This is a genomic window from Pigmentiphaga soli (assembly GCF_039541095.1).
Classification (GTDB): domain Bacteria; phylum Pseudomonadota; class Gammaproteobacteria; order Burkholderiales; family Burkholderiaceae_B; genus Pigmentiphaga; species Pigmentiphaga soli.
Window position 1 is genome coordinate 173,161 of the sequence record NZ_BAABFO010000007.1, and the last position, 17,376, is coordinate 190,536.

Genomic DNA, 17,376 nt, shown 5'->3' on the forward strand with positions numbered 1-17,376 from the left:
CGAATCGGCAACCGAAGGAAGACAGACCATGAAGGTAGATTTGAATCCGATGAAAGGCGTGCTCGCCGATACCGAGGAAGAGCTGCGCCTGATGGATTATCCGGACTCCGACGAAGAAATTCCGGTGCTGGACCTCGCCCCCTATCTGGAGGGCAGCGAAAGCGGCCGCGCGAAAGTGGCCCGCGAACTGGGCCGGATCAGCCAGCGGGTGGGGTTTTTCTACGTCAAGAACCACGGCGTGCCGCAGGAACTGGTGGACAACGTGTTCACCCAGGCCCGCCGTTTCCATTCGCTGCCGGAAGAAGTGAAGGCGCAGACGCCGCACGGCTACGTGGACAGTTTCCAGACCGGCTACGTGCCCATGCGCGCCGCAGGCAAGAAAACCAACGTCAATATCGTTGCCGACGCCAAGCCCAATCTGCTGGCGAAATTCCTGATCTCGCGCGAACTGCCCGCCGATCATCCCGACTACAGGCCGGTGAACAAATGGCCGGAAAACCTGCCCGGGTTCCGCGACGTGGTGAAGGAATATGCGCTGCAGATCGAGAAACTGGGCCGGTCGTTCCTGCCATTATGGGCCGTGTCGCTGGACCTGCGGCCCGATTATTTCGACCGCTTTTTCACCACGCCGCACCTGACCGTTTCGCTGTTGCATTATCCGCCGCAGGAAAGCGTGGGCGACCGCCAGTACGGCATCGCGCCGCATACCGACAACAGTTTCATGACGCTGCTGGCGCAATCGTCGGTGCCGGGCCTGGCGGTGCGGATGCCATCGGGCCACTGGCGCGTAGTCGAGAATATCCCGGGCACTTTCCTGATCAATACCGGCAACGTCATGGTGCGCTGGACCAACGGCCGCTACCTGTCGACCAAGCACCGCGTGATCAATTCCGCCGGCCGCGAGCGCTATTCGGTGCCGGTTTTCTTCGGCCCCAGCGGCGATGCGGTGATCGAATGCGTGCCCACCTGCGTTTCGCCGGAAAACCCGCCCCAGTACGAAACGATGACCTATCGCGAGCTGAGGCAGTGGTACTACAACCTCGGCTCGAAATGAATCCGGTTCCGATTTTTGACTGAAACTGCATGGGGGAAAAGGACATGCCGCGCATTATTTCGCGCCGAGAGGTGCTTCTGGGCCTGGCTGCGGTGCCCGCGATGGGTTTGATCAGGCCGGCCTGGGCGCAGCAGGGCCTGCTGGCGCGCCTGCAGGCGGCCAAGAGCGTCACGGTCGGCATCACCAACTTTCCGCCCTACAGCAGCGTGGGGATGGACGGCACGCCGGGCGGTTTCGTGCCGACGGTCACCAAGGTCATCATGGGCCGGCTGGGCATTACCGAGATCAAGGTGATGACCTCGACCTTCGGCGAGCTGATTCCCGCCATGATGGCGGGCCGCTGCGATTTCATCTCGACCGCGATGACCATCAGCAAGGCGCGCTGCGCCCAGGTCGGCTACGCGGATCCGATGATTGCCGACGGCCCCTGTCTGGTTTCGCTGCCGGGCAAATTGCAAAATGCGCCGAAAACCATCGCCGATCTGGTCAAGCAGAAGCTGGTGGTGGGGGTTTCGACCGGCGGCGCGCTGTCGCGCTATGCCGCGTCGGCCGGCGTGGAGCCGGGCAATATCCGGCAACTGCCCGACAACAACGCGCTGATCGACGGCCTGGTGGCGGGGCAGGTGCAGATCGTCCTGCAGGACCACGCGGGCATCGAGCACGTCTACATGCAGCGCAAGCTGCCGGTGGAGGTGACCTTCCCGATTCCCGACGCGCCCAAGCACAGCTCCAGCGCGGCGTTCCGCAAGACCGATTCCGACCTGCGCGATGCCTACCAGCGTGAGTTCCGAAAAATGAAGGCGTCCGGCGAGTTCCAGGCCATCTCGCGCCAGTTCGGCTTCGAACCCGCGCAGGACATGGTCGATTCGACCGCGGAGCAGGCCTGCTCGGTCGCCGAGCACTGACCGGCCGGCCGGTCGCCGGAACGGGGCGCATCGCCTCGCGCCGGCTCGCAGGGCAGGGCGGCGGCGTCAGCCGAAATGGATCGACGCCGCGATCAGGCCGCCGGTGACTGCGAACACCACCCAGCGGTGCTCCCACACGTCGCGCCAGGCCGCCCGGACGCGCCGCCGCAACGGCGGCGTATGCAAGCTGGGCATCAGCACCACACAGCCCACCACCCGTCCCGGGACCAGTCTTTCGTCCCAATGCTTGGCCCGCCAGCGCTGCCACCTGTTCATATCCCTGTCTCCCTTCATTGCGCCTCCTCCTTTTGGCAAGAGTTTGATGCTCGGCACCGATAACTGTACCGGGGCGCGGGACATTCGCCAACGTAGGGTAATGGAGTAATACAAGCGTTTCGCCTTCCTTTCCGGCGGAAGGCCGGCCGCATCGCCGCGCCGATCCTGACGTTCTGCTGAACTTGGCGCCACCTATGCGGTCACTTCCTGCATCGCCCGGCGGCAGCGTCCTCCGCCGGCGGTGTCCCGGCGCCGCGCCGCGGCTGCCGGGCTTCCTGCCCCGCTCGAAGAGGAGAACCACCATGCACGCGCAGCTCCGCTTTTCGTCGCCACGGATCAACCCCCCGGCCGCCGGCCGGCAGCCGCGGGCCCGCCGCCGCGCCGTCCCGTTGTTCGCGCCGCTGATAGCGCTGTCGCTGGCGCTGCCGGCCATTGTCCAGGGCCAGAGCCAGGGGGCCCAGGCGACTTCGCAGGCGCCGGCCGCCGGCTACACCCCGGAGGTCGGCCAGGCCGGCAAGGACGTCGTCTGGGTTCCGACCCCGCAGGCGCTGGTCGACCGGATGCTCGACATGGCCCAGGTGACCCCGCAGGACTACCTGATCGACCTCGGTTCGGGCGACGGCCGCACCGTCATCACGGCCGCCAAGCGCGGCCTGCGCGCGCACGGCATCGAGTACAACCCCGACATGGTGGAACTGGCCCGCCGCAACGCGGCGCAGGCGGGCGTGGCCGACCGCGCCACTTTCGTCCGGGCCGACCTGTTCGAGAGCGATTTTTCGCAGGCCCAGGTCATCACGATGTTCCTGCTGCCCACCATCAACGAACGGCTGCGTCCGCGCCTGCTCGAGCTCAAGCCGGGCACCCGCGTGGTTTCCAATTCGTTCACGATGGGCGACTGGAGCCCCGACCGCAGCTCCAAGGTAGAGGGCGATTGCCAGACCTGGTGCACGGCGCTGATGTGGATCGTGCCGGCCAGGGTGCAGGGGGCGTGGCGGCTGGGCAGCCAGGAGCTGAGGCTGACCCAGCAGTACCAGATGCTGAACGGCACCCTGGGGTCGGCGCGGATCGCCGACGGCAAGCTGGAAGGCAGCCGCATCACCTTCACCGTCAATGGCACGCGCTACAGCGGCACGGTCGACGGCGACCGGATGACGGGCAAGGCCACCGGAGGCCAGGGCGGCGACTGGACGGCGCGGCGGGTCTGAGCGGGCGGGGGAGCGGTTCTAGGCCGCGTCGCGCCCGGCGGCGGCGCCGCTTTCCAGGATGCGCGCCAGAATGTCGGGGATCTCGAACACGGCGCGATTGTCAATGCGCGCCACGTTGGCGCGGAAACGATCGAGCCCGTGGCACAGTTCGGCCACGGCCGGCCCGATCGAGCGGAAGCTGGGCACCGCCAGGCCCACGCCGTTCTCGCGGATCCACTGCGCGTTGTAGCGCTCCTGAGGCATGGTGGCGCGGTTGCTGGCCACGATCACCGGCAGCCCCTGCCGCACCGCCTCGCTGATGCTGCCTGGGCCCGGCTTGCCGATGAAGAAGTCGGCCAGCTTCATGTAGTAGGGGATGTCGCCGCTGTACTCCAGCACCACCCGCGGCGCCTCGGCTTTCATGGCCCGCAGCTGCGCGGCCAGCGCGCGGTTGTGGCCGCACAGCAGGATCAGCGGGACGTCCGGCAGCCGGCGCGCGATGGCGTGCATGGCGCGCGAGCCGTGGCCGCCGAACAGCACCACGCCGGTCAGGCGGCCGGGGTCCAGGCCCAGGCGGCGCCGCTCGGCTGCGCGGTCGATGGGGGTTTGCCGGTAGAAATCGGGCCGGATCACCACGCCGGAGGTCGCGTGCACCTGCCAGTCGGCGTATCCCATCGCGCGCGCCTGCGCCACGGCGCGCGGGGTGCCGCACACGATGTGCTGGCGCTGGCCGCGTTCGATCCAGAAGCGGGGCGGGTAATCGGCCAGGTCGGTCAGGATGGTGACGTAGGGCACGCCGGGCCGCACGGCCCCCAGGCTTTCGTACAGCGCGCGGTTGAAGTTGGGCACCAGCGAAACGACCGCGTCGGGCGCCGAGGCCGCCCAGTGGCGGCGCAGCCGCGCGGTCATCGGCCGGTGGCACAGGCGGATGCCGCCCTGCAGCAGCTTGAGCTCCTGCGCCATGCCCATCGTCCAGCCGCGCGCCAGGCGCCCGTTGTACAGGTCTTCGGGCCGCCGGCCAGTCACCTTGCGGAACAGGTCGCGCGGATCGAGCACTTCGAACAGGTCGACCAGGCGAATCGTCCACGGCAGGCCCAGTTCCTGCACCGCCTGCCGAATGGCCAGGGCCGAGGCCCGATGTCCGCCGCCGGCATTGAAATACACCAGGTCTATCGTTGTCATCGTGCCGTCGCGATCCCTCTGTCCGGGCAAAAACGAGGCAAGAATGCGGCACGAATGTGAACGGCCTGTGACATCCGGCCCGGACCGCGCCGCGGTCGGCGCGCCGCCGGCCGTTGCGCCCTGGCGCGCCTATTTCACCAGGGTAACGGGCACTTCGGCCAGGTGGATCACCTTGGTGGCGACCGAGCCGAGCAGCGCGGCCGACAGCGAGCCCAGCCCGCGCGTGCCCATGACGATGCGGTCGCACTGGCGGCGCTTGGCGTAGGCCGCCAGCGTATCGGCCGGGTGGCCCACCTCGATGCGCTGCACGTAGGTGACGCCGTCGGCCTGCGGCAGCGGCTCGACGGCGCGCAGCGCGTTGCGGCCTTCCGACTCGTAGTAGTCGCGGATCTGGGTTTCGTTCAGAAAACGCGCCGCGTAGCCAGACAGCACCGGCGGCTGCACGTTCACGAGATGCACCTCGGCCGGGTTGCCGCCGGCCATGCGCAACGCTTCGCGGCAGGCCCGGACGGAATTGTCGGAACCGTCGATGGGAACGAGGATTTTCTGCATGGCGTCGCCTCCTTGTGGGTAACAAACGGCCGGCGGGCCAATCGGAGCCCGAACCAGGGGTACCCAGCATATGCGCCCGTGGCGCGGCGGCGCTTGACGCAGGTCAATCGCGGGCGCCGCCTGCCGGGAGACGAAGCGGCGAGCAAGCGACGTACCCGCCTTGCCGCGCCGGCAGGCTCAGGCCGCGCGCCGGGGCGCGGACGGCCGCACCAGCGGGGCGGCCGCCGCGCCGCGTTGCACCAGGAAATCGCGGAACAGCGCGGCCACCGGCGGCAGGCGCTTGTCGGAGGCGTGCATCACGAACCAGTCTTTCTCGATCGGGTTGCCGGGCAGCGGCAGCAGCGCCAGCAGCCCGGCCTGGAATTCGAGCGCGCAGGCGTGCATCGACAGGAAAGCCACGCCCAGCCCGGCCTTCACCAGCTGCTTGATGGCCTCGTTGCTCGACAGCTCCGAGCCGATGTGCAGTTTGCAGCCGCCGAGCCGGAACAGGCTTTCGATGGCCGAGCGGGTGCCGGCGCCGTGCTCGCGCACCAGCAGGTTGGCCGATTCGAGGTCTTTCAGCGACAGCCGCTTGCGCTTCATCAGCGGGTGCGAAGGCGAGGCCACGAAGGCCATCGGGTGCTTGGCGAACGGCGTATAGACGGTGCGAATCTCGCGCGGCGGGCTGCCCATGACGGCCAGGTCGATCTCGTGCGTGGCCAGCATCCTGACGATCTCGTCGCGCTTGCCGACCTTGAACTTCACCTTGACCGAGGGGCGCCGCTCGGTGAATTCCACCAGCACCGGCGGGATCAGGTATTCCGACGTGGTGATGGCGCCGATACGCAGCATGCCACCCAATTCGCCGCGCAGCGCGCCGACCTCGTCGACGGCCTGCGTCCACAGGTCGAGGATTTCCGAGGCATAGCGCGCCAGGACCTCGCCGGCGCTGGTGAGCTGCACGCCGCGCCCCACGCGCTGCAGCAGCGGCGCGCCGGCGGATTCCTCCAGCATGCGGATCTGCACCGAGATCGCCGGCTGGGTCAGGTGCAGTTCCTCGGCCGCGCGCGACACGCTGCCGAGCGTGGCGACGGTGTGCAGTGTTTTCAGCTGCCGGAAAGTGGCGGTTTTCAGCATCGCATGGGGATGTTGCGCCAATATATAAGATGAAACTTATATATCGACAAAAAACATTAACTGGTCAATAAGACGTCCCAACTCTATAGTCCTTCCCATGCCGTCGTCAACCGGACGCGGCGCGAATCCAGGAGGACCGTCCCATGAGCATCGAAGCCGTCGTCACCAATTTCGATCATCTCCTGGAGCAGATCGACGAGGCCCCGGAGTCGCGGCAGGCCGCCGAGCAGCGCCGCACGATCGAGCGTTTCCTGCGCGGCGCGCAGCACGAAGGGTATCTGCTGGGCCTGATCACCGGCCTGTCGGCCGAGCGCCTGGGCTCTGTGCTCGATCGCCATTTCGGCGCCGACAGCCTGGACTATTTCTCGGTGATCGTGGCCGGCGCGGCCGACCCCGCCGGGCCGGCCGGGCAGGAGCCCTACGACGTGGCGCTACGTACGCTGGGCGTGCCGCCCGAGCGCTGCGCGGCCGTCGGCAGCACCGAGTCGGAGCTGCCGGCAGGGCCGCTCGGGTTTGCGGCTTGCGTGCCGCTGCCCATGGCCATGGAAGCCATCTGCGCCGATTACGCAGAGTGAGCGTCCGGGTCTGACCCCGGCCGCAAGGCCGGGCCCGTTTCCTGTTCCACCTCTTTTCCGGGCGGTGTCCGTAGGGATCCGCCCGGCCTTTTCGTTCGTCCCGGCTTCATGCCTGGTCGCCTGGCGTGGCAGCCATGACGCTTTCGTAGAGCGCGCGCGCCGGGGTGGAAAGCTGGCGGTCCGCGCGCCGGATCAGGAACAGGTCGCGCTTGAGCCCTGGCGCATTCAAAGGCCGGGTGTCGAGCGCGCGGTCGCGGAAGTGGAAAAGGGTCAACGCCGGCACGGCGCTGATGCCCAGCCCGGCGCGTAACATGCCCATGACCGTGGCCAGTTGTTCCACTTCCATCAGGGTATTCATTTTCAGCGGATGCAGCGCGGCCTCCAGATATTGCCGCACGCTGCTGTGGCGCGCCATGTGCACGAAGGGGTAGGCGCTGAGGTCCTTGAGCCTGAGCCGGGGCGCCAGGAGCAGCGGGTGGCCGCGCCGGCACACCAGATGGAACAGGTCGCTGCAGAAGGCTTCGGTCTTCAGTTCCGCGCTTTGGCCTTGTGTGGCCGCCAGGGCGAAATCGACGGCGCCGGTCTTGACCAGATCGATGCACGGCTCGGAAAGCACGTCCGAGACGTTCAATTCGATGCCAGGGTATTCGGCGTGGAAGCGGGCCAGGATGCCGGGCAGCCAGCCGGCGGCCAGCGAGGGCAGCACGGCGATCGACACCCGTCCGCGGCGCTTCTGCGCGTAGTCGCGCACGTTGGCCAGCGAGGCCTCGAAGTCGGCGAGCAACTGGCGCGCCGAGGCCTCGAACACCGCGCCCTCCTGGGTCAGGTCGACGCTCCGGGTCGTGCGCACGAACAACCTTGCCCCTACCTCCTGTTCCACCGCCGCGATCAGCGCGCTGAAGGCCGGCTGCGACAAATGACATTCCGCCGCAGCGCGCGTGAAGCTGCGCTGTTCGGCCAGCGCGACGAAGGCGCGCAGCTGGCGGGTGGACAGATTGATTTGCATGGCAAATTTATTTATCCAAAATATCGATTTAACAGAATAAATGCGCACGCATAAATTGTCGACGGTCCGCGCGGGCACGGGGTCTGCGCCATCAAGGCAATCGTCGGTATGGCTCGTTCTTCCCTATTGGTCGGCTGCGCGGCGGGATTCTCCGGCGATCGCACCGACGCCGCCGGCCCGGTGGTCGATACGCTGATCAGGCGCGGCGGCCCGTCGGTGCTGATCTTCGAGACGCTGGCCGAGCGCACGCTGGCGCTGGCGCAATTGGCGCGGCGGCAGAATCCGGCGGCGGGCTATGAACCACTGCTCGACGAATTGCTGGTGCCCGTGCTGGCCCGCTGCCTGGAGCACGGCGTTCGCATCGTCAGCAATATGGGCGCCGCCAATCCGCGCGGCGCCGCGCTGCGCATCCGGGACCTGGCCGCTTCGCTGGGGCTGCGCAGCCCGCGGATCGCCGTGGTATCGGGCGACGACCTGAGCGCCCGCGCCGACGTGCTGGCCCGCCACGTGCCGGCCTTGCCCGGCGCGCTGGCCAGCGCCAACGCCTATCTCGGCGCGGAAGCCATAGCGCAGGCCCTGGGGGCGGGAGCCGACATCGTGATCACCGGGCGCGTGGCCGATCCGTCGCTGGTCCTCGGTCCGGCCCTCGCGCATTTCGGCTGGGCGATGGACGACTGGGACAGGCTGGCGCGCGCGACGATGGCCGGCCATTTGCTGGAGTGCGGCGCGCAGGTCTGCGGGGGGTACTACGCCGATCCGGGCTACAAGGATGTCCCCGGACTGGCCCAGCTAGGGTATCCGATCGCCGAGATCGATGCCGAAGGCGACTGCATTGTCACCAAGGCGGACGGCACAGGCGGCTGCGTCACGGCGCACACCGTCAAGGAACAGCTTCTGTACGAAATCCATGACCCCGCCGCCTACCTGACACCGGACGTGGTCGCGGACCTGGGCGATGCGCGAGTGACGGAACTGGCCCCCGATGTCGTCCGGCTCAGCGGCGTGCGGGGCCATCCACGCCCGGCCTCGCTCAAGCTCAACGTCTGCTATGAAAACGGCTGGCTGGCCGAAGGCGAGATTTCCTATGCCGGGCCGCGCGCCGAGGCGCGCGCCCGCCTGGCTGGCGACGTGCTGCGGCGGCGGCTGGCGAGCGGCGGCCGTCTGCGCATCGACCTGATCGGCGTGGCCAGCGTGTTCGCCGATGACGCGGGCGAACTGATGGCGAGCATGCCGGCCCACGATGCCCGCGACGTGCGCCTGAGGGCAGCCACCAGCCATCCCGAGCGCGAAGTTGCCGAGCGGCTGACCCGCGAAGTGACGGCGCTGTACTGCTGCGGCCCGGCCGGTGGCGGCGGGGTGCGCACCTCGCTGCGGCCACGGCTCGGCACCTGGTCGGGGCTGGTGCCGCGCGACGTGCTTGTCCACCGTTTCGACATCCTGGAGTGAAGCCATGGCTTCCCGTTCCTCCATCCTCACCGTGCCGCTGTACCGCGCAGCGCACGGGCGCACCGGCGACAAGGGCAATCGCTCCAACATCAGCGTCATCGCCTGGCACCCGGCGCTGTGGCCCGCCTTGTGCGGCCAGGTAACCGAGGCGGCTGTCATGCGCCAGTTCGCATGGCGCCGGCCCAGCCGGGTGACGCGATATGTGCTGCCCGGCCTGCACGCAATGAATTTCGTCCTGGACGACGCGCTCGACGGCGGCGTCAACGAGGCCCTCAACCTCGACAGCCATGGCAAGGCACTGTCCTATCTGCTGCTCGACATGACGATCGATATCGATGCCGGCCTGGCGCCGTTCCTGGCGGGCGGGCCGCAGGCGCCATAAGGCGTTCGCTCTGGCGTCCCGGCGCTTCGCGCGCCGTCCGCCCACAACAAGCAATCGTTCAAAAGGAGACGACACGATGTTCACGCCCAGACGTTCCATGCTGCATCTGGCCGCGGCCTTCGCCACGGGCCTGGCGCTGGCCGGCCCGGCCGCCGCCCAGACTTTTCCGGCCAAGCCGATCACCTTCATCGTGCCGTTCTCGCCCGGCAGCGCCACCGACCTGCTGGCGCGCGCGCTGGGCCAGTCGGTCACCGCCGACACCGGCCAGCCGGCCGTCATCGACAACCGCGACGGGGCCGGCGGCCTGATCGCCGCCCAGGCGGCGGCGCGCGCCGCGCCCGACGGCTACACCGTGCTGATCACCACCAACTCCACCCATGCGGCCGCCCAGCATCTGTACAAGAAGCTGCCCTACGACCCGGTCAGGGATTTCGCGCCCATCACTGCGCTCGGCACGGGCAGCCAGGTGATGGTGGTCAACGTCAAGTCGCCGTACCGGACGGTGGGCGACGTCGTCGAGGCGGCGCGCGCCAATCCCGGCAAGCTGACCTTCGGCAGCGGCAGTTCGTCCAGCCGCGTCGCCGGCGAGCTGCTCAAGCAGATGACCCATACCGACATCGTGCACGTGCCCTACAAAAGCAATCCGCTGGCCATCAACGATCTGCTCGGTGGCCAGATCGACCTGATGATCACCGACATGTCGACCGGCGTGCCGCAGGTCAAGGCCGGCAAGCTGCGCGCCCTGGGCGTGTCGACGCTGAAGCGCTCGCCGCAGCTGCCCGACGTGCCGACCATCGACGAGGCCGGCGTCAAGGGCTACGACATGGGCTATTGGTTCGCCGCCTATGCGCCGGCCGGCACGCCGGCCTCCGTCGTCGAGCGGCTGAGGCAGCTGCTCGCGCACGCCACCGCCACGCCGGCGGCGGCCGCCTTCTTCAAGAACAGCGGCAGCGAGGCCTTCACGACCACGCCCGAGGAACTGGCGGCCTTCCAGGCGCGCGAAGCCGACAAATGGGGCCGTGTCGTCCGGGCGGCGGGCATCCAGGCGGAATAGCGCGCCACCCGCCACGAAAAGACAAACACAGAGGGGAGACGAACATGAAACAATTCTTCCGTTCCATCGCCAGAGTGGCCGTCGCATGCGGCATGGCATGGCTGGGCGCCTGCGGCGGCGACGATGCGCCGCCGGCTTCCGATCCGCCACCGCAGGCGAACACGCCGTCGCTCAGGCTTTCCATCTCGTCTACCGAAGACTTTCCGGGCAGCTACGGATCGGTCGGCGCCTACGAAAAACTGACCGGCGTCATCGAGGGCGAGGTCGATCCCAAGGATCCGAAGAACGCCATCATCCAGGATCTGGAACTGGCGCCCGTCAACGCGCGCGGGATGGTCGAATACAAGGCGGATTTCGTGTTGTTGAAGCCCAAGGACCCAAGCAAGGCGAGCGGCGTGCTGCGCTACGATGCGCCGAACCGCGGCAACATCCTGACCATGATCGACCCGGCCGCCGTGCCGAGCGACGCTGTCTACCTCGAACGCGGCTATGTGATCCTGTATTCCGCGTGGCAGGGCGACGTGCCGAAAAGCAGCCCGGCGCGGCTCACAGTGACCGTGCCGGTGGCGAAGAACCCCGATGGTTCATCGATCACCGGCGCCTACCGGGCGGAACTGGTGCCCACGGCGCCGGCCGTGGCGATGGCGCTGCCCGGCGGCGTGTTCAACGGCACGATGATTCCCTACGCGCCGGCCAGCATGGACAACACGCTGCCGGGCTATTCGCTGACCCGGCGTGTCAATGGCAACGATGCCCGCGAGGCGATCCCGCCATCGGACTGGAAATTCGCCGATTGCGACACCGCCGGGAACCCGTTTCCGGGCACGCCCGATCCGGGCAAGGTCTGCCTGAAAGAGGGCTTCGATCCGCGCTATCTGTACGAATTGGTCTATGTGGCCAAGGATCCGAAGGTAATGGGCGTGGGCCTGGCCGCGCTGCGCGACACGGTCGGGTTCTTTCGCCACGCGGCGGCCGATGCGGCCGGCAACCCCAATCCGGTGGCCGGCCGCATCGCGTACGCGATCGGCCAGGGCACCTCGCAGTCGGGCAATGCGATGAAAACCTTCCTGCACCTGGGCTTCAACCAGGCGCTCGATGGCAGCCGGGTGTTCGACGGCATCTATGCGCACGTCGCGGCCAGGCAGACCAATGTCAACACAAGGTTCGCGGTGCCGGGCGGGGGCGGCGGGCTGCGCACCGACAATACCGCCTTCGGCCAGACCGCGCCGCGCGCGCTCGACAAGGACTACGTCGACCCGCTGACGGGCCGCAAGGGCGGCGTCATGACGCGGTGCGCGGCCACCGATACCTGCCCCAAGTTCTTCCTGGGCCTGTCGGGCACGGAGTTCTGGCAGCTGCAGGGTTCGCCGGTGTTGACCGACGCCTACGGCACCGCCGATCTCGCGCAGCCCGCCAACGCGCGCATCTACTACTATTCCAGCACCCAGCACGGCGGCAACGGCGGCACCGCGGGCGTGAGCTACGCGCCGTCGCGCAACGTGTATCCCGCCGGCACGGTGGCCCACCATACCGACACGTTCCGCGCCCTGTTCATCGCGCTGGAGGACTGGGTGGTGCGCGACGTGGCCCCGCCCGACAGCCAGGTGCCCAGGATCGCCGACGGCACGCTGGTGCGGCCCGCCGACCTGGCCTTTCCCGCAATGAAGGGCGTCTCGTGGAACGTGGGCGGCGTGCCGACCGCGGTCCCCGACTTCGCCTACCGCGGATGGTTCAACAATTATTCGGTGCTCGATTTCGGGCCGCAGTTCCGCCCGGAAGACGAATCCGGCATCGCCACGCTGTTCCCGCCGCGCGTCGGAGCGGCGTACGCCATCATGGTGCCGCAGGTCGATCCCGCGACCGGCCTGACGCGCGCCGGCATCCGCGGCGTCGAGGTGCAGGCGCCGCTGGGCACCAGCATCGAGTTCAACTACGTGGCCACGCCCGGCATCGTCGACCTGTCGAATCTCACCGGCAGCTTCATTCCCTTCCACAAGACCGAGGCCGACCGCATTGCCGCGGGCGACGGCCGGCCTTCGCTGGAAGCGCTGTACGGGGACCAGGCCGGCTATGTGGCCGCCGTGCGGACGGCGGCCGACCGGCTGGTGCAGGACCGCTTCCTGCTGCCGCGCGACGCCGAGCGCCGGATCGAGCAGGCGCAGGCCCAGATCGTCCTGCCCTGACGGGAGCGGATCCGGCGGAAAGCCGGCGGCCTCTGCCGCCCAGGCCGGGCCGCCGGCCGCCAGCGGCGTCAGGCCGCCCCGGTATTGACGAAGGGCAGCACGCGCGTGCGCTTGCCGGTGGCCGCGAACACGGCATTGGCCACCGCCGGGCCGATCGGCGCCACGGCGGGCTCGCCCACGCCGCTGGGCTTCTGCTGCGACGGCACGATGTGGACCTCGACCCTGGGCATGTCGGCCATGCGCAGGACCTGGTAGCCGTCGAAGTTCGATTGCTCCACCACGCCGTCCTTGAGCGTGATGGCGCCGTACAGCGCCGCGCCCAGCCCGAAGCCGATGCCGCCTTCCATCTGCGCGGCGATGACGTCGGGATTGATGGCGATGCCGCAGTCCACCGCGCACACCACGCGTTCGACGCGGATGCGGCCGCTGTCGTCGACCGCTACTTCGGCCACCTGCGCCACCACCGTGCCGAAGGCTTCGGTCACCGCGATGCCGCGCCCCTTGCCGGCCGGCATCGGCCGGCCCCAGCCGGCGCGCTGCGCGGCCAGGTCGAGCGCGGCCAGGAAGCGCGGCTGCTGCGCCAGCAGCTTGCGGCGGAAGGCATACGGGTCCTGCCCGGCGGCATGGGCCAGTTCGTCGACGAAGGCCTCGACCGCGTAGGCGGTGTGCGAACTGCCCACCACGCGCCACCACAGCACCGGCACGCCGGTCTGCGTGGCGATGGCTTCCACCGACAGGTTGGGGATGGCGTAGGGCAGGTTGGCCGCGCCTTCCACCGAGGTGGCGTCGATGCCGTTCTTGATCACCATGTCGGCCATGACCGTGCCGGCCATGATCGACTGGCCCACGATCACGTGGCGCCACGCGGTGGGCATGCCGTCGGCGCCGAGCGCGGCTTCGAGCTTGTGGAAATACATGGGGCGGTACATGCCGCCGTGGATGTCGTCTTCGCGCGTCCACTGCAGCTTGACCGGCCGGCCGTCGGCGCCGAGCGCCTTGGCGATCGAGACCGCCTCGACCACGTAGTCCGAGACGGTGTTGGCGCGCCGGCCGAAGCTGCCGCCGGCATACAGCGTGTGGATGCGGACCTGCTTGGGATCGAGCCCGGCCACGCGCGCGGCATTGCCCTGGTCGATCGTCTGGAACTGGTCGCCGCACCAGATCTCGCAGCCGTGGGCGTCGAGCTTGACCACGGCGTCGAGCGGTTCCATCGGCGCGTGGGCCAGGTAGGGGAATTCATAGGCGGCGCTGACGCGGCGGCCGGCCGCGGCCGCGCGCAGCGTGCCGGCGGCATCGCCCTGCGTGCGCGCCGGCAGGCCCTTGCCGGCGTCGGCCAGCCGGCGGTATTCGTTCATGATCGCCGCCGAGCTGCGCTTTTCCGCCTTGCTGTCGTCCCACTCGATCTTGAGCGCGTCGCGGCCGGTCTTGGCGGCCCAGAAGGTGTCGGCCACCACCGCCACGCCGCGCTCTACCTGCACCACGGCGCGCACGCCGGGCACCGCGCGCGCCGCCTTGGCGTCGAACGATTTGACCTTGGCGCCGAAGCGCGGCGGCCGCTGCAGCAGCGCGATCCGCATGCCGGGGAAGACGACGTCGAACGTGAACTGCGCGGTGCCGTCGGTCTTGGGCGGCACGTCCACGCGCGGCAGGCGCGTGCCGATCAGGCGGAAGTCCTTGGGGTCCTTCAGCGCGACCTGTTTGGGCGCGGGCATGGCCGCGGCCTTGGCCGCCAGCTCGCCGAAGCCGGCCTGGCGCCCGCTGGCCGCGTGGCGCACCACGCCGCGCTCGACGCTCAATTGCGCGGCGGGCACTTTCCAGGTGTCGGCCGCGGCAGCCACCAGCATCGCGCGGGCGGTGGCGCCGGCCTCGCGCAATTGCATCCAGGAGTTGGCCATGGCGGTGCTGCCGCCGGTGCCCTGCATCGGGCCGAAGGCCAGGTTGTTGTAGCGGGCGGCGTCGGCCGGCGCGCTTTCGACGCGGATCTTGCTCCAGTCGGCATCCAGCTCTTCGGCCACGATGGTGGCGATGCCGGTGTAGGCGCCCTGGCCCATTTCCACGTGCTTGGAGATGACGGTGACGGTGCCGTCGGGCGCCACGCGCAGGAAGGCGTTGGGCGTGAACGTGGGCTTGGCGGCTTCGGCCGCCTCGGCGCGGCGGCCGGGGCCGGTCCAGTGGAAACCGATCGTCAGGCCCGCCGCGGCGGCGGCCTGGAGGAAGCGGCGCCGGGCAGGCCGTTCGATGTCGGCCGGGGAGGGTTGCGAGGCGCCGTCGGGAGCGGCGGGCAGGCCAGCCTGCAAAGTGCCCGGCAGCGCGTCTTGCGGGTCGATGAGTGTCCGTTCCATGCTCACCCCTTCAGCGTGCCCGCTGCCGTATGGATGGCGGCGCGGATGCGGTTATAGGTGGCGCAGCGGCAGATGTTGCCGTTCATCGCCGCGTCGATGTCGGCGTCGGTGGGCGCCGGATTGTGTTCCAGCAGCGCGGTGGCCGACATGATCTGGCCCGACTGGCAGTAGCCGCATTGCGGCACCTGGTGCGTCACCCAAGCGGCCTGGATGGCGCGCGCGGGGCGGCTTTGCAGCCCTTCGATGGTGGTGACCTGGCGGCCGGCCACGGCCGCCACCGGCATGATGCAGGAGCGGGTGGGCTGGCCGTCGATGTGCACGGTACAGGCGCCGCACTGGGCCATGCCGCAGCCGAACTTGGTGCCGTGCAGGCCGGCCAGTTCGCGCACGGCCCACAGCAGGGGCATGGCGGGATCGGCATCCAGCGTGACCGGCTTGCCGTTCAGGACGAACGAGGTGGACATGGAAGAGTCTCCAAACTGAAAGCGAGGGAGGAGAAAGCCTGGGAAAGCTCAGCCCGGCCGGCCGCCGGGATCGGCCGCCAGGCCGCGCAGCCGGCTGGCGTCGCGCATCGGGGGCGCGCCGTACAGCCGGCGGTATTCGCGGATGAATTGCGACGGGCTTTCGTAGCCCACCAGGTGGGCGGCCGCCGATACGTGCCGCAGCTCGGTCATGATCAGCCGCCGCGCTTCCTGCAGCCGCAGCTGCTTCTGGTACTGCAGCGGGCTCATCGCGGTGACGGCCTTGAAATGGTGGTGCAGCGACGAGGTGCTCATATTGACGGCCTGGGCCAGGTCGTCGATGCGCAGCGGCCGCGCGAAGTTCTTCCGCAGCCAGGCGATCGCGCGCGCGATCTGCTGGCTCTGGCTGTCGCTGACGGCGATGTGGCGCAGGCGCATGCCCTGGTTGCCGGTCAGCAGGCGGTAGAAGATCTCGCGCTCGATCAGCGGGGCCAGGATGGGAATGTCTTCGGGAGTGTCCAGCAGCCGCACCAGCCGCAGCACGGCATCGAGCAGCGGCGCCGACAGGCGGTCCACCGACAGCCCCGGCCCGACGCGGCAGGCCTTGGGTTCGGGCATGCCGGTTTCGGTCATCAGTTCGCCGATGCGCCGCACGTCGAGCCCGAGCGTCAGGCACAGATAGGGCGATTGCGGGCTGGCCTTGATGATCTGGGAGGTGACCGGCAGGTCGACCGAGGCGATCAGATAGCGCGCCTGGCCGTATTCGTAGGATTGGCCGGCCAGCGTCACGCGCTTGGCGCCCTGGGCGATCACGGCCAGGACGGGCTCGTAGACGCCGTGGAAGGGCAGGCCGGGCGTGGTGCTCCGGTGCAGCGTGAGCGCCGGGATGGCGGTGGGATGATTGCCTTCGGTGTCGGTAAAACGGGCAATCAGCGATGCCAATTGCTCCAGGCCGCGGGCATGGTCGTCGTCAGGCACGGTCGCCAGGGGCAAGGCGTTATGCATGGTGCGTGGAGACGGGTAAGAGGGAAAGGGATTTCCCGAAGATTACCCATTTCCACGGCTCCTGCCGACCGTACGGTATGAGGTTTGCAGGATCAGGCAGCACTTTCGCAGAATTGAGTTACTTGGCGATGTGCCGCCTGCCTGCCGTGCGCGTCAGTCGCCGGCGTAGACGTTGTCCGGGTTATCGAACGAGACGCGGGCGCCGCGGCCGGTGGCATCGGCGCGCGAGGTCGCGACGTGCCGCTGCGGGCCGAACTGGTCGCGATCGAGGCCGTGGCGTTCAGGGAAGGGCTGGGCCGGGAGGTCGGCGCCGATGTCGGGCAGGCCGGCGGCATGCGCGGCTTTCATCTCGGCAACGACTTGCGTGCGGCTCGGGCCTTGCGCCTGGGCGGCGCCAGCGGCCAGCGAAACGGCGATCAGTGTGGCATAAGCGATGGTCTTCATGGTGCATCTCCTGAATGCGACATTGGGAAAGGCAGCCGGTCTTGGCGTGGGGTTACGATCGGCGGCCTGTAATCAAGATGAGCCCGCGGCCACGGATAAAAAGGCGGTGCGGCCGGAAATGACTTTTCGGACGGCGGCAACAATTCAGCTTGCAGAAACGAAAGGCCGCGGCCGGCCCGTCCGCGGCCGGGTTGAATACCGCCCGGGCA

17 protein-coding genes are annotated in these 17,376 nt (G+C 68.8%); 8 read left to right on the top strand and 9 right to left on the bottom strand.

Going from position 1 to position 17,376, the window contains the following annotated elements:
• Window positions 1-28 precede the first annotated feature (28 nt).
• Together ABD927_RS09520 and ABD927_RS09525 are read left to right on the top strand one after the other, a co-directional pair.
• Window positions 29-1,054 carry an isopenicillin N synthase family dioxygenase gene (locus ABD927_RS09520; protein ID WP_345248681.1) on the top strand — a complete coding sequence of 342 codons (1,026 nt, stop codon included), beginning with the start codon at window positions 29-31 and terminating at the stop codon, window positions 1,052-1,054.
• 101 nt (window positions 1,055-1,155) lie between these two features.
• The gene (locus ABD927_RS09525; protein WP_345248683.1) at window positions 1,156-1,959 is read left to right on the top strand and encodes a transporter substrate-binding domain-containing protein; all 804 of its coding nucleotides are present in this window, start codon (window positions 1,156-1,158) and stop codon (window positions 1,957-1,959) included.
• A gap of 66 nt (window positions 1,960-2,025) precedes the next feature.
• Here the strand turns inward: ABD927_RS09525 and ABD927_RS09530 are convergent, their stop codons facing one another.
• Window positions 2,026-2,235, bottom strand: coding sequence for a hypothetical protein (locus ABD927_RS09530; protein ID WP_345248685.1), 210 nt, complete (start codon window positions 2,233-2,235; stop codon window positions 2,026-2,028).
• Between the two features lie 302 nt (window positions 2,236-2,537).
• Between ABD927_RS09530 and ABD927_RS09535 the strand changes: the two genes are divergently transcribed.
• Window positions 2,538-3,440: an SAM-dependent methyltransferase gene (locus tag ABD927_RS09535; protein ID WP_345248687.1), complete on the top strand. Its 903-nt coding sequence runs from the start codon at window positions 2,538-2,540 to the stop codon at window positions 3,438-3,440.
• A gap of 18 nt (window positions 3,441-3,458) precedes the next feature.
• Here ABD927_RS09535 and ABD927_RS09540 read toward each other — a convergent pair whose 3' ends face one another.
• The 3 genes from ABD927_RS09540 to ABD927_RS09550 all read right to left on the bottom strand — a co-directional run bounded on the left by ABD927_RS09540 (window position 3,459) and on the right by ABD927_RS09550 (window position 6,269).
• Window positions 3,459-4,601 (bottom strand): glycosyltransferase, encoded by a 1,143-nt coding sequence (locus ABD927_RS09540; protein WP_345248689.1) that lies wholly within the window; start codon window positions 4,599-4,601, stop codon window positions 3,459-3,461.
• A 129-nt stretch (window positions 4,602-4,730) separates the two neighbouring features.
• Entirely contained in the window at window positions 4,731-5,153 is a 423-nt protein-coding gene (locus ABD927_RS09545; RefSeq protein ID WP_345248691.1) for a universal stress protein, read from the bottom strand.
• 177 nt (window positions 5,154-5,330) lie between these two features.
• The gene (locus ABD927_RS09550; RefSeq protein ID WP_345248693.1) at window positions 5,331-6,269 is read right to left on the bottom strand and encodes a LysR family transcriptional regulator; all 939 of its coding nucleotides are present in this window, start codon (window positions 6,267-6,269) and stop codon (window positions 5,331-5,333) included.
• A 143-nt stretch (window positions 6,270-6,412) separates the two neighbouring features.
• Here ABD927_RS09550 and ABD927_RS09555 point away from each other — a divergent pair, with 143 nt between their 5' ends.
• A complete protein-coding gene (locus ABD927_RS09555) occupies window positions 6,413-6,844 on the top strand; it encodes an HAD family hydrolase (RefSeq protein ID WP_345248695.1) in 432 nt (143 codons plus the stop codon).
• A gap of 106 nt (window positions 6,845-6,950) precedes the next feature.
• Here the strand turns inward: ABD927_RS09555 and ABD927_RS09560 are convergent, their stop codons facing one another.
• Entirely contained in the window at window positions 6,951-7,844 is an 894-nt protein-coding gene (locus ABD927_RS09560; RefSeq protein WP_345248790.1) for a LysR family transcriptional regulator, read from the bottom strand.
• A 114-nt stretch (window positions 7,845-7,958) separates the two neighbouring features.
• On the opposite strand from ABD927_RS09560, the gene ABD927_RS09565 reads away from it, so the two are divergent.
• The 4 genes from ABD927_RS09565 to ABD927_RS09580 all read left to right on the top strand — a co-directional run bounded on the left by ABD927_RS09565 (window position 7,959) and on the right by ABD927_RS09580 (window position 12,915).
• Window positions 7,959-9,296 carry an acyclic terpene utilization AtuA family protein gene (locus tag ABD927_RS09565; protein WP_345248697.1) on the top strand — a complete coding sequence of 446 codons (1,338 nt, stop codon included), beginning with the start codon at window positions 7,959-7,961 and terminating at the stop codon, window positions 9,294-9,296.
• Between the two features lie 4 nt (window positions 9,297-9,300).
• Window positions 9,301-9,678: an AtuA-related protein gene (locus ABD927_RS09570; protein WP_345248699.1), complete on the top strand. Its 378-nt coding sequence runs from the start codon at window positions 9,301-9,303 to the stop codon at window positions 9,676-9,678.
• 76 nt (window positions 9,679-9,754) lie between these two features.
• Window positions 9,755-10,732 carry a Bug family tripartite tricarboxylate transporter substrate binding protein gene (locus ABD927_RS09575; RefSeq protein ID WP_345248701.1) on the top strand — a complete coding sequence of 326 codons (978 nt, stop codon included), beginning with the start codon at window positions 9,755-9,757 and terminating at the stop codon, window positions 10,730-10,732.
• Between the two features lie 44 nt (window positions 10,733-10,776).
• Entirely contained in the window at window positions 10,777-12,915 is a 2,139-nt protein-coding gene (locus tag ABD927_RS09580; protein WP_345248703.1) for an alpha/beta hydrolase domain-containing protein, read from the top strand.
• 68 nt (window positions 12,916-12,983) lie between these two features.
• On the opposite strand, the gene ABD927_RS09585 is transcribed toward ABD927_RS09580, so the two are convergent.
• The 4 genes from ABD927_RS09585 to ABD927_RS09600 form a co-directional block, all read right to left on the bottom strand.
• Window positions 12,984-15,257, bottom strand: a complete 2,274-nt coding sequence (locus tag ABD927_RS09585) for a xanthine dehydrogenase family protein molybdopterin-binding subunit (protein WP_345248705.1) — start codon at window positions 15,255-15,257, stop codon at window positions 12,984-12,986.
• A gap of 2 nt (window positions 15,258-15,259) precedes the next feature.
• Window positions 15,260-15,721 (bottom strand): (2Fe-2S)-binding protein, encoded by a 462-nt coding sequence (locus ABD927_RS09590; RefSeq protein WP_345248707.1) that lies wholly within the window; start codon window positions 15,719-15,721, stop codon window positions 15,260-15,262.
• A 48-nt stretch (window positions 15,722-15,769) separates the two neighbouring features.
• Window positions 15,770-16,723 carry an AraC family transcriptional regulator gene (locus tag ABD927_RS09595; RefSeq protein WP_425570223.1) on the bottom strand — a complete coding sequence of 318 codons (954 nt, stop codon included), beginning with the start codon at window positions 16,721-16,723 and terminating at the stop codon, window positions 15,770-15,772.
• A gap of 153 nt (window positions 16,724-16,876) precedes the next feature.
• The gene (locus ABD927_RS09600; protein WP_345248709.1) at window positions 16,877-17,167 is read right to left on the bottom strand and encodes a DUF4148 domain-containing protein; all 291 of its coding nucleotides are present in this window, start codon (window positions 17,165-17,167) and stop codon (window positions 16,877-16,879) included.
• Between the last annotated feature and the right edge of the window lie 209 nt (window positions 17,168-17,376).

Bases quoted from the DNA above. Each gene is read 5' to 3' on its own strand.
- ABD927_RS09555 (WP_345248695.1), top strand. From the start codon at position 6,413: ATGAGCATCGAAGCCGTCGTCACCAATTTCGATCATCTCCTGGAGCAG.
- ABD927_RS09585 (WP_345248705.1), bottom strand. From the start codon at position 15,257: ATGGAACGGACACTCATCGACCCGCAAGACGCGCTGCCGGGCACTTTG.
- ABD927_RS09545 (WP_345248691.1), bottom strand. From the start codon at position 5,153: ATGCAGAAAATCCTCGTTCCCATCGACGGTTCCGACAATTCCGTCCGG.
- ABD927_RS09600 (WP_345248709.1), bottom strand. From the start codon at position 17,167: ATGAAGACCATCGCTTATGCCACACTGATCGCCGTTTCGCTGGCCGCT.
- ABD927_RS09520 (WP_345248681.1), top strand. From the start codon at position 29: ATGAAGGTAGATTTGAATCCGATGAAAGGCGTGCTCGCCGATACCGAG.
- ABD927_RS09530 (WP_345248685.1), bottom strand. From the start codon at position 2,235: ATGAACAGGTGGCAGCGCTGGCGGGCCAAGCATTGGGACGAAAGACTG.
- ABD927_RS09535 (WP_345248687.1), top strand. From the start codon at position 2,538: ATGCACGCGCAGCTCCGCTTTTCGTCGCCACGGATCAACCCCCCGGCC.
- ABD927_RS09575 (WP_345248701.1), top strand. From the start codon at position 9,755: ATGTTCACGCCCAGACGTTCCATGCTGCATCTGGCCGCGGCCTTCGCC.
- ABD927_RS09525 (WP_345248683.1), top strand. From the start codon at position 1,156: ATGGGTTTGATCAGGCCGGCCTGGGCGCAGCAGGGCCTGCTGGCGCGC.
- ABD927_RS09595 (WP_425570223.1), bottom strand. From the start codon at position 16,723: ATGCATAACGCCTTGCCCCTGGCGACCGTGCCTGACGACGACCATGCC.
- ABD927_RS09590 (WP_345248707.1), bottom strand. From the start codon at position 15,721: ATGTCCACCTCGTTCGTCCTGAACGGCAAGCCGGTCACGCTGGATGCC.
- ABD927_RS09580 (WP_345248703.1), top strand. From the start codon at position 10,777: ATGAAACAATTCTTCCGTTCCATCGCCAGAGTGGCCGTCGCATGCGGC.
- ABD927_RS09540 (WP_345248689.1), bottom strand. From the start codon at position 4,601: ATGACAACGATAGACCTGGTGTATTTCAATGCCGGCGGCGGACATCGG.
- ABD927_RS09565 (WP_345248697.1), top strand. From the start codon at position 7,959: ATGGCTCGTTCTTCCCTATTGGTCGGCTGCGCGGCGGGATTCTCCGGC.
- ABD927_RS09570 (WP_345248699.1), top strand. From the start codon at position 9,301: ATGGCTTCCCGTTCCTCCATCCTCACCGTGCCGCTGTACCGCGCAGCG.
- ABD927_RS09550 (WP_345248693.1), bottom strand. From the start codon at position 6,269: ATGCTGAAAACCGCCACTTTCCGGCAGCTGAAAACACTGCACACCGTC.